Origin of the sequence: Paenibacillus radicis (ex Gao et al. 2016), from assembly GCF_014641555.1 — a bacterium.
Classification (GTDB): Bacteria; Bacillota; Bacilli; order Paenibacillales; family Paenibacillaceae; genus Pristimantibacillus; species Pristimantibacillus radicis.
This window is the reverse complement of record NZ_BMHY01000009.1, coordinates 41,633-56,079: the sequence shown is the minus strand read 5'-3', so window position 1 is coordinate 56,079 and position 14,447 is coordinate 41,633. Positions and strand designations below refer to the sequence as shown.

Here is a 14,447-nt window from a genome sequence, read left to right as displayed (position 1 = left end):
TAAATTTGACAGTATTAAGACAACTCCTTTAGGCATATTGACTTTAAAGTGACTTGTAACTAAACTTGCTACAAAGCGCTATAATCCCGTGTCCAGGAAGGAATTGAATGGCATTGAGCAAACCGAAAAAAAAGCAATATCGTCCCAATCCGAATAAGCAATCGAAAGAGGCACAGCGAAAAGGATCGAACAAATCGCTTATTTTTCTGACATTGGCTTTTGTGGCAGTCATTGCTGTCATCATCATCGGCCTAAATCAGCAAAGCAAGCCGGCTAGTTTCGACTATGCTTCATTGCCAACGCAAGGAAGCACGGAAGCACCGGTCAAACTCGTCGAATTCGGCGATTTCAAATGTCCGTCCTGCCAATTTTTCGCACAAAATATTAAACCGCAGCTGGAGAAGGATTTCATCGATACCGGCAAAGCTTCACTTTCTTTCGTGAATTACACGTTTATCGGCCCGGATTCGGAGACAGCAGCGCTGGCTGCCGAAGCGGTTCATCAGCAAAATCCGGAAGCGTACTGGACTTACTACAAAACGTTATATGACAAACAGCAGGATGAACGAATTGAATGGGCAACACCGGAGCATCTTGTTCAACTGGCGAAGGATGCCAACCTGCCGATCGACTTTGATAAGCTGCGCAGTGACATCGACAACAAGACCTATAAGAAAAGAGTGGACAAGGATAACGAGTCTGTTCGTCCGTTGAACGTAACGGGTACGCCGACGCTGTTCATCAACGGCAAGAAGTATACCGGTTCCATGGATTACGCATCGATTAAAGCGACGATCGAAAAAACGCTGAAGGGGTAATATCCATTGAGGTATGAATCTTGGAGTCAAAGGACCGGCCTGTACTTTGCTTGGCTGGTATCGCTCGTAGCGACCGGAGGCAGTTTGTATTTCAGCGAAATCGAAGGTTTTATACCATGTGATTTGTGCTGGTACCAGCGTATATTCATGTATCCGCAAGCGATTATTCTAGGCATTGCCGCCTATCGCGGCGACCGTCGCATCGTTTGGTACACGCTGCCGCTCAGCTTGATCGGCGGACTGATTTCCCTGTACCACAACATCGAAATATGGTTTCCGAAGCTTGGCGAGGTTGCGCCTTGCCGTTCCGGCATTCCTTGCAATCAAGACTATCTCAATTGGCTGGGCTTTATTACGATTCCTCTGATGGCGCTTGTTGCATTCATCCTGATTACGATCTTCCTGCTGCAGGCGCGCGAAAGAGCGGAGCTGCAGGAAGAGCAAGAGGAAGAGCAAGAACAAGCAGAGTAACAAAATGTTCATAATGTAGGAGAAAACAGCTTCGAATGAGCCAGGCATGCTGGCTGTTCGGAGCTGTTTTCATCTATAATAGACCTATTCTACTAAATAAATATCGGAGTGAATGCGTTTGTCGGATTGGACATGGGAACAATGGACGGAGCCGCTGCTCCTATCGCTGCGCATCGCTTTGGTCGCCAGTGTTATCGTGCTTGCGCTCGGAACGCTGGTCGCTTGGCTGATGACAAGAAAACCGCAGCGCGGCGCACTATGGCTTGAGACGTTGTTCATGATGCCGCTGGTTCTGCCGCCGACAGTCGTCGGATTCCTTCTGCTTGTTTTGATAGGGCGCAAAGGGTGGATTGGGCAAGCTTATGAATGGCTGTTCGGGCAGCCTGTTATCTTTACGTGGCTGGCAGCCGTCATTGCTGCGGTCATCGTAGCGTTTCCGCTCGTCTACCAGACGATGAAAAACGGTTTTGCCTCGGTAGACAAGCACTTGTTGGAAGCGGCGCGATCCGCGGGAGCCGGTGAATGGCAAATCTTCCTCTATATTTCACTGCCCTTAACCAGTCGCTCGCTTATGACAGCCTATTTGCTCGGTTTCGCCCGCAGCTTGGGAGAGTTCGGGGCAACGCTGATGGTGGCAGGCAACATTCCAGGTGTGACGCAAACGACGCCAACCGCCATATACGTAGCCGTGGAATCGGGACGTATGGGTCTCGCTTGGACTTGGACGGGAGCAGTTGTCGTAATCTCGTTTATTATGCTCTATCTAACAGGACGAAGAAGTGACCGTCTGGATCGGTAAGCAGCCGAAGGCCGGGAATGCATCCATTTGATCGTTGATTTCGTATTGCAGGCAAAGGGGGCGCCGGAATGATAAGAGAACTGAAGGATACGGAGAAGCAGCTTGCCGATGCGCTGCGCGAGATCGAGGCATGGGAAAGCTCACAGAAGGACTTATGGTTCTGGGAGAAGCTGGGCCGGCTGCCGTTCATGCTGCTTGATAAATTGACGCCTGCCGTCATTCAGCAAAAAATCGGAGAAGCGGTTAATGAGGTTGGCGCATTCGTTCAGACCGGAGGCCGTTATCTGTTGTCGGAGAAATCGGTACTGGAGCGGTTGAGAAAGCAAATACCTGATCGGACAGAAGGGCTTGATCTGGACGGTGTTGCGCGATTGCCGCTTAGCGTCATGGATGCAACAGCCGACCAGCTGTCAGCCAGCCGATCGAAGCTGGCAACGGTGCAAGGGGCGACGACCGGCTTTGGCGGACTTTTAACATTAGCGCTCGATATTCCCGCCATATTGGGATTGTCGTTGAAAATTATACAGGAAATCGGCATCTGTTACGGCTATGATCCGAGCCTCCGCGAGGAGCGGGTATTTGCGGTGAAAATTATGCAGTTCGCCTCGTCGGATATTATAGGCAAAAAAGCCATTTTGGAAGAGTTGTCGGTGTTCGGGGGAGGCGACGGAGGGAAGCAAATGATGTCGCAGCTTCAAGGCTGGCAGGAAGCCGTCGCGCTGTATCGTGACAATTTCGGCTGGAAGAAGCTGTTTCAGATGATTCCTGTTGCAGGCATGCTATTCGGCGCGTTCATTAATAGGGGCATGTTGAATGATGTGGCCGAGGCCGCTAAGATGCTATATCGTAAGAGAAGAGTATTGCAAAAGATTGAAGAGAGCAGGGAACAGCATGATCGCATCTAGCGCTTTACTATGGTCGGAAGCAGAACAATTTATAATAGGATGTTATGCCGAGCTTGGAAAAAGTGAAGAAGAAGCCAAGCTTCGCTTGTCTGAGATTGAGCAGCAAATAGAGCGCGACGGAAGTTACACGCATACGTACGAGGAATTGCAGCATGGCGCCAGATTAGCTTGGCGCAACAGCAACCGCTGTATCGGGCGGTTGTTTTGGCAATCGTTAGAGGTTCGTGACGCAAGGGATTTAGATCAGGAAGATGAGGTTGCGGAAGCTATATTTAATCATATTAAATATGCCACGAACGGCGGGCGCGTTCGCTCGACGATTACCGTCTTTGCTCCTGAGCGGCCGAACCGGCGCATCCGTATATGGAATCATCAGCTTGTCCGTTATGCCGGTTATCAAACCGAACAAGGCGTAATTGGTGATCCTGCTTCCATTGCATTTACAGAGGCATGTACGAAGCTTGGCTGGGAAGGCAAACAGACGCCGTTTGACGTGCTGCCGCTTGTCATCCAGATTGACGATCGTCAGCCAAAGCTGTACGAGCTGCCGGAAGGTATTGCGCTAGAGGTTCCGATCGAACATCCTGAGCTGGGTGAGGCATTTCAAGCGCTGCAATTGAGATGGTATGCCGTACCGTTTATTTCGGATATGAAGCTGGAAATCGGCGGCTTGAACTATACAGCTGCACCGTTCAATGGCTGGTACATGGGAACGGAGATCGGTTCACGCAACCTGGCCGATGTGAACCGGTACCATCAGCTGCCGAAAGTGGCGGAAGCGATGGGACTGGATACGACGACAAATACGTCGCTATGGAAGGATCGTGCTATGGTGGAACTGAATGCTGCGGTCATTCATTCTTTCAAGAAGCATGGCGTGAGCATTGTGGATCATCATACGGCAGCGGAACAGTTTATGCGGTTTGAGAAGCAGGAAGAGGCGAACGGACGCGAAGTGACGGGCAGATGGTCCTGGCTTATTCCGCCGATGTCGCCATCTACAACTTCGATCTGGCATCGGGGCTTTAAAGATAAACAATTGAAGCCGACTTACAGCTATCAGGCAGCGGCTTACAATACCGGGGGTTAATTCGTGGATTTCAATATGGAGTATTTATCTTTTTTCGTCATTGTCACCGATGGCGACGACAGCGGCTCGTCCAAGCGGTACAAGCATTATCAAACGCTGGACGAGGACGATTATGAAGACAGTGAAATTAAGAAGTTTTTGGATGGAGAGTTCAAGCGGATCGTCAAGCGCAAAGTCGAACGGAATCCCAATTCGGAGAACGCGCCGACCAAAATCGGACGATTCATGGTCGAGCCCGGCTATGAGCTTGGAAGCAATCAGAACTACAATCTGTTCCAGCGCTTGCGCGATGCTGAACATAAGGAGCGGTTCATCGGCATCGCCGACGAGCTTGTCCATATTTATATGGATACAAGCGCAGTGCGAGGCGGTGCGTTTATTATTGCGAGGGCGAAGCTGAATACGTATTTCGATGAGCCGTTTTTATTTTTGCTGAAATGCGATTTTGAACCGAATATCGCCCGCATCGCCGATGAGCGCAGCTTGATTTCTCAAGTCGAAATGGCAATCAGCGCACGCAGCATCAAGTCTATTCAATATCCTCATATGCCGGAGGAAGGGATGCTGGAGCATTGGGAGCTGAAAATTCACCAAGCGTCCCACGCCCGTTATTTCGAAGACTTCTTGAAGTATGTCTCTTATGAAAAACCGCTGCCCGAAGTAATGGGCGAGCAGGTTCTTGGCATGGTTCAACAGTACATGGAGGATAAGTGGCAGGATGCGCCCGAAAGTACGGAGCGGCGGGAAGAGGAGAATGCCATTGAGGTATGGGCGAACAGTGAAAAACGTGATATCCAAGAATATTGGACGCATGAGCAGGTTGCTGCCGCATCGGCGGCGCTGGTGGAGCAGAAGCCCGATTTATCTTTCTCGTTCAAGCTGGATAGCGTTACGATGAAAGGGCTGCTGGCCGATTTCGGCACTGCTTTTCATTTCGCCAAGCATAATGGACGATACGTTGTCGTCATTGAAGGCGATTCTTTCCAATTTGATAAAGGCATGTCCCCGGTTGAGCTGCTTTCGCCGCCGGATCTGACCGATATTTTGGATGAAATCGGAACCCATCGTCGCGAGCGGGAAGAAGCACCGCAACCGCAATCGGAGCTTGAAGCCTCGCTGAACAGAGCCCAGTCAGACAATGCTGCCCATAACGAAACTTCCTCTAACGACGACGTGCCGTGGTAACCCGATAAATCCCGCTGCGGAATGTGAATGATGAGCTTTGGCTACAATAAGGGAATGCCTAGCCATCTTGCATTGCTAAAGGGGAGTTATTGCGTCACATGGTATTGAAATTGTTCTTATTTGCGATCCTGCTGCTATTTTCGGCTTTTTTCGTCGCTACGGAATTTGCGGTCGTACGATTGCGCACGAGCCGCGTTAACCAGATGGTTAACGAAGGGGCCAAAAACGCTAAATCAGTCGAAAAAGTCATTACTCATCTGGACGGCTATCTATCTGCGTGCCAGCTGGGGATTACAATAACGGCGCTGGGCCTTGGCTGGCTTGGCGAACCGACCGTACATGAGCTGCTGCATCCGCTGTTTGAACGGCTGCATCTTCAGGCAAATCTATCGAATGCTTTGTCCTTTATTATTTCTTTCGTTATTGTGACTTATTTGCATGTCGTACTAGGAGAGCTTGCCCCGAAAACACTTGCTATTATTAAAGCGGAGCAAGTCAGCCAGTTCACTTCGCCGATCATCATCTGGTTCAATAAGCTGATGTTTCCGTTCATTTGGCTGCTTAACGGCTCCGCGAACGGGCTCGTCCGCATGCTGGGCTTAAAACCGACGGGGGAGCATGAAGCGCATTCCGAGGAGGAAATCCGGCTCATTATGTCGGAGAGCTACGAAAGCGGAAAAATTAATAAAAGCGAGCTCAGCTACGTGAACCGGATCTTTGAATTCGACGAACGGCTGGCTCGTGAAATTATGGTGCCGCGCACCGACATGGTATGTCTATTCGTCGAAAAGTCGAAGGAAGAAAATATTGCGATTATCCGTAAGGAGCAATATACGCGGTTCCCTGTTGCGAGCGGAAGCAAGGACAATATCATTGGTGTCATTAATACGAAGCAGTTTTTCATGCATGATTTCGATACGCATAACTCTACCGTACGATCGCTCATGCAGCCCATGATGTCGGTGCCGGAAGTAATTCCGATTAAAAAGCTGCTGCGGCGTATGCAGCTCGAACGGGTCCATATCGCAATTCTTCTCGATGAATATGGAGGCACCTCCGGCATGATTACGATTGAAGATATTGTCGAAGAAATCGTTGGTGAAATACGTGATGAATTCGATGAGGACGAAGTGGTTGAAATCGATCAGATCGGAGACAATGTTTTTTTGGTGGACGGCAAGGCATTGATCAGCGAGGTCAACGAGGCGACAGGCAGTCATCTGGAGAGTCAAGACGTTGACTCCATCGGCGGCTGGCTGTTTAATCAAAACGCAGAGTTAAAGGTTGGCGAGCCATGGACGTATGCCGAGCTGACGTTTACTGTTCGGGTGAAGGAGAAGCATCGCATCCGCAAGGTCGAAATTATGGTGAATCGCAACAAATAAAAAACCGCTTTCCGATTGGGAAGGCCATTGAAAAGCAACTTTTTCAGAGGTCTCCTTGTCCGTGATGCGGTTTTTTGTTTGCTTTTTCGCAAATTGCGGGGGAGTGCGGGTCATATTTAAACCGCTATGCATCGTAGAATGGAAGAGGGCGGCTGGACAAGAATGACAAGCCGCCGCTTACGTTCAGGAAAGGCGGAGGTTGACGTGGGAGATTTGCTGAATGCGATCATCATGGGGATTGTGGAAGGTTTAACCGAATTTTTGCCCGTTTCATCGACGGGTCATTTAATTTTAACAGCAGATTTGCTTGGGTTTACGGATGCACGGGCGAAAACGTTCGAGGTCGTCGTTCAATTTGGTGCCGTCTTGGCAGTGCTCGTGCTGTACCGGAAAAGATTCATCCGCCTGCTGAATTTCAATCTGTCCAAAACATCGGGACTAAATGTACTCCACATTGCACTGGCTCTTATTCCGGCTGGCCTCTTCGGCGTTCTTCTGCACGGTGTTATTAAAGATTATTTGTTCAGTCCGGCAACGGTGCTAGTCGGATTGGTAGCTGGCGGGCTGCTCATGATCGCAGCGGATCGGTTGAAACGGAAAATAACGGCGGAGGAGCTGGACGATATTACGTATAGACAAGCGCTTGCTATCGGTTTGTTCCAAGTGCTTGCCTTATGGCCCGGCTTTTCACGCTCGGGCTCCACGATATCAGGCGGGATGTTTTTTGGCGCAAGCCAGAAGGCCGCCGCCGAATTCACGTTTATCGTCTCCGTGCCTATAATGGCTGGAGCAAGCGGAATAGATTTGATTAAAAGCAGGGCGTTTCTAACAGCAGCGGATTTGCCTTTGTTTCTGATCGGCTTGCTCGCTGCGTTCATTGTGGCTACGATTGCAATTGTAACCTTTCTGAATTTGATTAAAAAGCTCCGGTTATCCTGGTTTGCGTATTACCGGTTTGGACTTGCCGCTTTATTTGCGCTCCTTATTTTATAGAGCCATTGTGAAGCGTACTCGCTTATGGCTTCCGCGGGGCAAGACCGTTCCAGAAGAGTTGAATAATATCTTTGGCTGCTTGCTGCAGGCTCTCTTTGTCATTCACAATTTCTTTGCGGTTACGTACTGTCATGACGGCAATATAAGCGTGGGCGAGGAGCAGCGGATTGGCCGGGGCAATCTCTCCGTCTGCTATAGCCTGCCGGAACACGTCCTCGAGCAGCTGATTGAGGGCGTTTTCGGCATTGCGAATGCGCGTAATCTGTTCCTCGCTCAAGCCTGCGGAAGCCTCTCGCATCATCGTCTCGAAATCGACGTGGGCATTCGCCATATGCCCCTCTGCTACTTTAAGCAGCCGCTCTTGCAGCGAGCCAGGCCCTTCCATAATTCGTCTGGTCTGCTCAAGCGCGACAGAGAGGACCAGCAGTACCGATTCGGTAAACAACTGAGCTTTGTTGTTGAAATAATAATAGACGCTCGCTTTCGTTACGCCGCATGCTTGAGCGACGCCTTCCAGCGATACCTTCTCGAAGCCATGCTCCATAAATAAAAAGGCGGCGGTGCGCATAATTTGAATCATCGTCTGGTTTTTTCCATCCGCTTTAGGTCTTCCGGGTTTTCGTTTTGGCGGCTGTTCTGTCAAAGTCAGGCCCTCCTCGTTAATGTTGGCAGGTTTAGCCTAACGGCTAGCTTTATATAGCGAGTTCGCAAATTTGTAATCAAATTCGGTTGATTAATTAACCTTCCGGTATATATAATTATTTAATACACAAATCTATTGTAAACCAAATAAGACTGCAAAGGAAACGGGGATGAATCGGAATGTTGGAAAAGCTTAGCCACATCGTGGCAGGAAGACGCAGTAGATGGGTGACGCTGGCGGTATGGATCGCGTTTGCCGCGCTGCTGACCGTATTGCTGCCGCCTGTCGGCGACAAGGAAAACAATAGGGCGCCGAATTTAGAGAAGGACAGTCCGTCCGTTGTCGCAGATCATTTAATTAAAGAGAAATTCCCTAGTGAGTCCGGGGTGCCCGCATTAATCGTCTGGCACCGGGAAGGGGGGCTGACCGAGGATGATTACAAGCTCTTCCAGCAATTGTCCGCCTCACTCTCCGACAATCCGCTGGAAGCGCAGGGTGCAATTATTCCTTTCCATCAAATGCCTTTGCCTGCGCTAGCCGCTTTCACCTCTGAGGATGGAGCGACTCTGGTGCAGCCTGTTCCATTTGACGAAAGTACCGAATCCGATGTGCTGAAAACCAATTTCGAGCATATTCAGAAGGAAGTCTCTTCATGGACTAGCGAGCCCGATCCGTTCTCGGTTCCGGTGAAAGACAAGAACGCGCTAAGCGCCAGAATAAGCGGTCCGGCCGGCATATCGGTGGACGCCAGCAGCTTATTCAAAGGGGCAGATATCTCGCTGATGATCGCAACCGTGCTGCTTGTTCTCATTCTGCTGCTGCTCATATACCGCTCGCCGATACTGGCCTTTATACCGTTAATCGGCGTCGGATTTGCCTACTTGGTTACCAGTCCGCTGCTTGGCTGGATGGCGGGGGAGGGCTGGATTACAGTCGACGCCCAAGCCATCTCCATTATGACCGTTCTCCTGTTTGGCGCGGGAACCGATTATTGCTTGTTTCTCATCTCCCACTACCGTCAGGAATTGAAGTTGGACAATGACAAGCTACGTGCCTTGCGTACGGCGTTTAAGGACGCTTCCGGCGCCATAGCGATGAGCGGCTTCACCGTCGTTCTTGCTTTGATCACACTGCTGGCTGCTAAATATGGTGCTTACCAGCGTTTTGCGGTACCGTTCAGCTTGTCGATTCTTATAATGGGAATCGCTAGTCTCACGCTAGTGCCAGCCTTGCTTGCCATTTTTGGCAGAGGCTCCTTTTATCCTTTTGTTCCACGAACCGCCGAAATGGACGCTGCCCGCGCGCAAAACAAAGGCAAGCCAGTGAAGACGGAGAAGCGCAGGGAAAATCGTTTTGGCACGAAAATCGGCAAGCTAGTCGTTGCCAAGCCATGGACGGTAGTTATTGCTAGCGTGGTTGTACTGACGGCATTGGCCGGATTTACGACGCAAGTAAAATTTACGTATGACCTGTTATCGTCATTTCCGAAGGATATGCCGTCCCGAGAAGGCTTCGATGTCATTTCCGACTCATTCACCCCTGGTCAGCTAGCGCCTGTTACCGTTGTCGTCCAAACAGAAGGCAAATCGGTAGACCTGGCATCTGGTTTAGGCACGCTGCGCGAGGTGGATACAGTATCGAAGGCGGTGGCCAGCGGGCAGGATCCGAATTTGCAGTCGGTGCAACTGCTCTTCAATCTCAATCCTTACTCGGAAGAAGCAATGGATGCAATTCCGCAAATTTATGAGAAAACGGAGGCGCTGCTCGCACAGGCAGGCATAGACCACGCAGCCGATAAAGTGTGGGTCGCAGGACAGACGGCGACCCAATACGATTCGAGGGCGCTTACCAACCGGGACAATACCGTTGTGATTCCGCTTGTCATCGCGCTGATTATGCTGCTGCTCCTCATCTATTTGCGGTCGGTAACGGCGATGTTGTATTTAACCGCAACCGTCGTGCTTTCATTTGGCTCGGCGCTTGGCCTTGGCTGGATCATCCTCCATTATGTCATGGGAGTCGATGCGATTCAGGGAGCCATTCCGCTTTACTCCTTTGTATTTCTCGTTGCGCTCGGCGAGGATTACAACATCTTCATGATTTCAAGCATTTGGCGGAAACGCAAGACGATACCTTTGTCGCAAGCAATTAAGGAAGGCGTGAGCGAGACGGGAGGCGTTATTACTTCGGCCGGGCTCATTCTGGCGGCTACCTTTGCCGTGCTGGCAACGCTGCCGATCCAGGTGCTTGTACAGTTTGGCCTTATAACGGCGCTGGGCGTTCTGATGGACACGTTTATCGTGCGTCCGTTCCTTGTGCCGGCCATAACGGCGCTGCTCGGCAGACGGGCATTCTGGCCGTCTAAAGCGAATCTGATCGAACCAACGAAGAACGAAGGCTAGTTATCATACCGGCTCAATGGATCTTTGAATCTGTTGGGCCGGTTTTTTTGTGCGCTGCTGCTATGGAATGGCAGATGGCGCGCCTGTGACGGCGCATGAAACATTTTGGAGCCGGCAGCCGTCTAGAAATAAAATTGTAAAAATTAGAGAGAGATAAGGGAGGTTGTCTGCATTGAACAAAATCGCGGTCACGGCTGGCTCTATTGCCATTGCGCTCGTAATAATTGTTATAGGCGGGTTGCTGGCTCCGCAAGCGGTACAGGCTTGCTCATGCGCGGAGAGACCTGAAGTACAACAGCAAATGAAAAGCAAAGCCGCTATTTTTGCCGGGACAGTCGTTTTTACGAAAAAGAAGGCTGAGATCCCATTCGTTAGCCGCTCGTCCGATAGTCCCGTTCAGGTGAACTTTGAAGTCAGTGAAGTATGGAAGGGGCATGTTACCAATCAATTAACGGTACATACCGCTATGAGCAGCGCAAGCTGCGGCGTCGAATTCAAGGACGGTCAACAATATCTGGTTTATGCCAATGCAAAAAGCGGGGATCTCCAGGTCGATTCCTGCGGCGGAACGATGCTGCTCGCGCAAGCCGGCGCCGATCTTTCGCTCCTTGGAGGCGGCTCTGTACCGCCTGTGCTGCAAATGCCGCCCAAACAATCAAGCAGTATCCCGATTATCATCTCCATCGTTGCCGTACTGCTGCTTGCCGTTTTTATCGCGTATGCGATTAGAAGGAGACGAACGGTTAGATAAGAACCATCATTGACGAAAAATTTTATAAGGGTAAAATGAGGAAAGGACGAGTTTAGGAAGGAAGATTACCCGCGAATGAAAGTGAAAATTTTGGAAGCAAAAATGACGTATACGAAGGCCGACGGCTATGTCGGACAAGTTCAGTTCGAAATCGACGGTTCTTCGAATCAATACGAAATGACGCTGCACAGCCGCAAAGCGACAGAATGGGGCTATGGCTTATTTTTTCTGAACGAGTCAGGCGACGAGGATCAATTGCTCGCTCTCGAAGATGAACTAGAGGAAGATGATGAGCTGTTCGACTTCTTGGTCCAGGCGGCGCAAGAGAAACTGGTACGGTTATAAACGTAAAGAACCATTCGTTCCTGTGAGGTACAGGCGAATGGTTCTTTTATTGTCTCACAAGGCTATAAGTGCCGTCTCGCATTGTCTTCTTTCTTTGGCCGGTTGCGCAGCGAGAAATGCCAGAAAAGATAGGCGATAATCACAACGGCCAGCACTGCAGCAAGGAGGCCGTAATCGTAGATCAGATCACCAATCTCCTCGACGTGATCGCCGAACAAAGCTCCAATTGTGAAATAAATCGACGTCCAAATGAAAGCGGAAGGATAAGCAAATAATGAGAATCTGCTGTATTTCATTCGATTGGTGCCGGCAACAAAGGGCATGACATGGCGCAGAAAGGGAAACAGCAGCCCGATTCCCAGTGACCAGCCGCCGTATTTCGCATTCAGGTGATCCGCTTTGGAGACGAATTTTTCGATGTTCTTCTTTCGCATGAACCAGTCAAATAGTCTGGAGCCGGCGAAGCGGCCTATCGAGTAATTGAAGGTCATAGCTGATGAGATGCCGAGAAACGTCATCAGGTAGGCGGGCCCGGGCTCCAGCATGCCGGATGCGGCCAAAGCCCCCCCGGTCAGTACAACCGCTTCATTCGGAATCGGCAGACCGATCAGTCCCAGACATAGTACAAGGAATAAGGCAATATAACCGAATTGCTCAATGATCGTTAATAAATAAGAATAGCCCATATGGCTTTTTCACCCTGTCGTAAAAAAAGATTGAATAACGGACCGTGATATTGCTCTCAATAGGCTAACATAATCAATGACAATTTGAACACAGCATAAATTTGCATTTTAACCATTTCGTAACTAATAGTTGCCCAGACTACATTATAATAGCGTTGCAGTGTTATTGAGTCGAAGGGCGGGATCATTCCCATGTTACCATTTCAAAACCAAGTGGATCGGCTGCGTAAGTACGAACCGGTCTGTTATACGATATGCTTCACCTTGCTGCGCGACGAACAAAATGCCGCTTTGGCGGCGCAACAGCTATTGCTGCAGTTGTTTAACGATCATCACTTCTGGAAGCTTGAGGAGAACAAGAGAGATCGTTATGTATTACGTGCGGCAGGACCAATATGTTGCGAACAATTGAAAAACACGCGATATATGAAGACCTCGTGAACGATAGCGATTAAGGATTGATATTTCACCGATAATGGCAGATGATATTAGCATACGCATGCAGCCTATTTCTCCCATTACCGAGATTGACGGAAAGGAAATGCAATGAATAACAACAGCAATCGGCGAAGCGTCACGATCGCCCTCTTTGTCGCTACTTTTCTGGCGGCTATCGAAGGGACGATTGTAAGTACGGCTATGCCAAGCATCACCAAAGAGCTTCAAGGCATTGAGCAATACAGCTGGGTCATTTCGATTTATTTATTGGCAACGGTCATTACGACGCCAATCTACGGAAAGCTCTCCGATCTGTACGGACGAAGAAAAATGTTTATGATCGGTGCTATTATTTTTCTGGCCGGCTCTATGTTGTCTGGACTCGCCCAGTCCATGGAAGTATTAATTTTATTCCGCGCCTTGCAAGGTTTAGGAGCCGGGGCGTTGACGACGATTCCATATACTATTATAGGGGATCTTTATTCGTATGAGCAAAGAGCCAAAGTACAAGGTTGGATGTCGAGTATTTGGGGCATCGCAGGTATATCCGGGCCTTTGCTGGGCGGCTTGTTGGTCGATTATGTATCGTGGCGGGCTATCTTCTATATGAATCTGCCATTCGGTATTATCGCTATAGCGCTTCTGCTGTCTTCCTTTAAAGAAAGCTTCGAGAAGAAGAAACGGCATATCGATTATGCAGGCATCACGACCTTCTCGATCGGCATGTTCAGCTTCCTGTATGCATTGACGCTGCTCCGCAATGAGGATGGCGCCTCAGGAGCGGAACCGCTCGTTATCGGCTTGCTATTTGCGGTTGCGGCATTGTTTTTAGGTATGTTTTTCATAATTGAGAAAAAATCGCCGGAGCCGATCATCCCGCTTAAATTGTTTAAGCTGCGGACAATCAGCGCTGTCAATGGAGTCAGCTTCCTGCTGTGCGTCATCAATGTCGTTACGATCTTTTACTTGCCGCTATGGCTCCAAGGCGTGCTTGGGAAAAGCGCCACTTACTCCGGTCTGGCGATGATTCCGCTTTCCGTATCATGGCCGCTAGGCTCCATACTGGCTGGCAACTGGATTGCCAAAATCGGCTTGCGCCGAATTGCCCTTACCGGTGCATTGTTCCTTATTTGCGGTAGCCTAGGCTTTATGTTTATGAACAGCAGCACGCCAATTATACTTTTTATGTGCTACACGTTTTTGACCGGTTTATCCTTTGGTCTTTCATTGACAAGCTTTACAGTAGCCGTCTCATCTGCGGTTAATTGGGAGCTGCGCGGCGCGGCCGTTGCCAGCAACAATTTTATCCGTACGCTCGGTCAGACGATCGGCATCGCGTTCTTTGGGCTTCTCCTGCATACGGGCAGCGCGGAAACGATTGACGCTGCTCTGCTGGAGACAAGCCTGCATCGCATTTTTATCATTTTAACCGTATTATCGGTCTTTGTCTGGTTTGCCGCATTCAGCTTGCCGAAAATGCAGCAGACGGCAGAACCGCAGCCTACTAACGCATAAATGGCATGAACACATCCTGGA

15 protein-coding genes are annotated in these 14,447 nt (G+C 49.8%); 13 read left to right on the top strand and 2 right to left on the bottom strand.

The genetic code is table 11. The features are described from left to right. Window positions 1–107: 107 nt before the first annotated feature. The 8 genes from IEX98_RS20570 (at window position 108) to IEX98_RS20535 (ending at window position 7,646) form a co-directional block, all read left to right on the top strand. The gene (locus IEX98_RS20570) at window positions 108–818 is read left to right on the top strand and encodes a DsbA family protein (RefSeq protein ID WP_188891089.1); all 711 of its coding nucleotides are present in this window, start codon (window positions 108–110) and stop codon (window positions 816–818) included. Between the two features lie 6 nt (window positions 819–824). After that, a complete protein-coding gene (locus IEX98_RS20565; protein ID WP_188891088.1) occupies window positions 825–1,289 on the top strand; it encodes a disulfide oxidoreductase in 465 nt (154 codons plus the stop codon). A gap of 112 nt (window positions 1,290–1,401) precedes the next feature. Further along, window positions 1,402–2,088 carry a molybdate ABC transporter permease subunit gene (gene modB / locus IEX98_RS20560; protein ID WP_188891087.1) on the top strand — a complete coding sequence of 229 codons (687 nt, stop codon included), beginning with the start codon at window positions 1,402–1,404 and terminating at the stop codon, window positions 2,086–2,088. Window positions 2,089–2,156: 68 nt separating this feature from the next. After that, window positions 2,157–2,993, top strand: a complete 837-nt coding sequence (locus tag IEX98_RS20555) for an EcsC family protein (protein WP_188891086.1) — start codon at window positions 2,157–2,159, stop codon at window positions 2,991–2,993. Beyond that, on the top strand, window positions 2,980–4,083 hold the full coding sequence (locus IEX98_RS20550) for a nitric oxide synthase oxygenase (RefSeq protein ID WP_188891085.1): 1,104 nt from the start codon (window positions 2,980–2,982) through the stop codon (window positions 4,081–4,083). The genes IEX98_RS20555 and IEX98_RS20550 overlap by 14 nt, the downstream gene beginning before the upstream one ends. Window positions 4,084–4,086: 3 nt before the next feature. Further along, entirely contained in the window at window positions 4,087–5,268 is a 1,182-nt protein-coding gene (locus IEX98_RS20545) for a DUF3900 domain-containing protein (RefSeq protein WP_188891084.1), read from the top strand. Window positions 5,269–5,366: 98 nt separating this feature from the next. Beyond that, a complete protein-coding gene (locus IEX98_RS20540; protein WP_188891083.1) occupies window positions 5,367–6,653 on the top strand; it encodes a hemolysin family protein in 1,287 nt (428 codons plus the stop codon). A gap of 204 nt (window positions 6,654–6,857) precedes the next feature. Beyond that, complete coding sequence (locus IEX98_RS20535; protein ID WP_229692296.1) at window positions 6,858–7,646, top strand: undecaprenyl-diphosphate phosphatase; 789 nt, start codon at window positions 6,858–6,860, stop codon at window positions 7,644–7,646. 22 nt (window positions 7,647–7,668) lie between these two features. Here the strand turns inward: IEX98_RS20535 and IEX98_RS20530 are convergent, their stop codons facing one another. Beyond that, the gene (locus IEX98_RS20530; protein ID WP_188891081.1) at window positions 7,669–8,289 is read right to left on the bottom strand and encodes a TetR/AcrR family transcriptional regulator; all 621 of its coding nucleotides are present in this window, start codon (window positions 8,287–8,289) and stop codon (window positions 7,669–7,671) included. A 179-nt stretch (window positions 8,290–8,468) separates the two neighbouring features. Here IEX98_RS20530 and IEX98_RS20525 point away from each other — a divergent pair, with 179 nt between their 5' ends. The 3 genes from IEX98_RS20525 to IEX98_RS20515 all read left to right on the top strand — a co-directional run bounded on the left by IEX98_RS20525 (window position 8,469) and on the right by IEX98_RS20515 (window position 11,787). After that, the gene (locus IEX98_RS20525; protein ID WP_188891080.1) at window positions 8,469–10,691 is read left to right on the top strand and encodes an MMPL family transporter; all 2,223 of its coding nucleotides are present in this window, start codon (window positions 8,469–8,471) and stop codon (window positions 10,689–10,691) included. 172 nt (window positions 10,692–10,863) lie between these two features. Continuing rightward, complete coding sequence (locus tag IEX98_RS20520) at window positions 10,864–11,442, top strand: hypothetical protein (RefSeq protein WP_188891079.1); 579 nt, start codon at window positions 10,864–10,866, stop codon at window positions 11,440–11,442. 75 nt (window positions 11,443–11,517) lie between these two features. Further along, window positions 11,518–11,787, top strand: a complete 270-nt coding sequence (locus IEX98_RS20515; protein ID WP_188891078.1) for a hypothetical protein — start codon at window positions 11,518–11,520, stop codon at window positions 11,785–11,787. A 62-nt stretch (window positions 11,788–11,849) separates the two neighbouring features. Here IEX98_RS20515 and IEX98_RS20510 read toward each other — a convergent pair whose 3' ends face one another. Next, entirely contained in the window at window positions 11,850–12,473 is a 624-nt protein-coding gene (locus IEX98_RS20510; protein WP_188891077.1) for a DedA family protein, read from the bottom strand. 192 nt (window positions 12,474–12,665) lie between these two features. Between IEX98_RS20510 and IEX98_RS20505 the strand changes: the two genes are divergently transcribed. Then, a complete protein-coding gene (locus IEX98_RS20505; protein ID WP_188891076.1) occupies window positions 12,666–12,914 on the top strand; it encodes a hypothetical protein in 249 nt (82 codons plus the stop codon). A 105-nt stretch (window positions 12,915–13,019) separates the two neighbouring features. After that, window positions 13,020–14,426, top strand: coding sequence for an MDR family MFS transporter (locus IEX98_RS20500; RefSeq protein ID WP_188891075.1), 1,407 nt, complete (start codon window positions 13,020–13,022; stop codon window positions 14,424–14,426). Window positions 14,427–14,447 lie beyond the last annotated feature (21 nt).

Coding starts and splice junctions, on each gene's coding strand:
- IEX98_RS20540 (WP_188891083.1), top strand. CDS start 5,367: ATGGTATTGAAATTGTTCTTATTTGCGATCCTGCTGCTATTTTCGGCT.
- IEX98_RS20570 (WP_188891089.1), top strand. CDS start 108: ATGGCATTGAGCAAACCGAAAAAAAAGCAATATCGTCCCAATCCGAAT.
- modB (WP_188891087.1), top strand. CDS start 1,402: ATGCGTTTGTCGGATTGGACATGGGAACAATGGACGGAGCCGCTGCTC.
- IEX98_RS20525 (WP_188891080.1), top strand. CDS start 8,469: ATGTTGGAAAAGCTTAGCCACATCGTGGCAGGAAGACGCAGTAGATGG.
- IEX98_RS20515 (WP_188891078.1), top strand. CDS start 11,518: ATGAAAGTGAAAATTTTGGAAGCAAAAATGACGTATACGAAGGCCGAC.
- IEX98_RS20510 (WP_188891077.1), bottom strand. CDS start 12,473: ATGGGCTATTCTTATTTATTAACGATCATTGAGCAATTCGGTTATATT.
- IEX98_RS20505 (WP_188891076.1), top strand. CDS start 12,666: ATGTTACCATTTCAAAACCAAGTGGATCGGCTGCGTAAGTACGAACCG.
- IEX98_RS20500 (WP_188891075.1), top strand. CDS start 13,020: ATGAATAACAACAGCAATCGGCGAAGCGTCACGATCGCCCTCTTTGTC.
- IEX98_RS20550 (WP_188891085.1), top strand. CDS start 2,980: ATGATCGCATCTAGCGCTTTACTATGGTCGGAAGCAGAACAATTTATA.
- IEX98_RS20555 (WP_188891086.1), top strand. CDS start 2,157: ATGATAAGAGAACTGAAGGATACGGAGAAGCAGCTTGCCGATGCGCTG.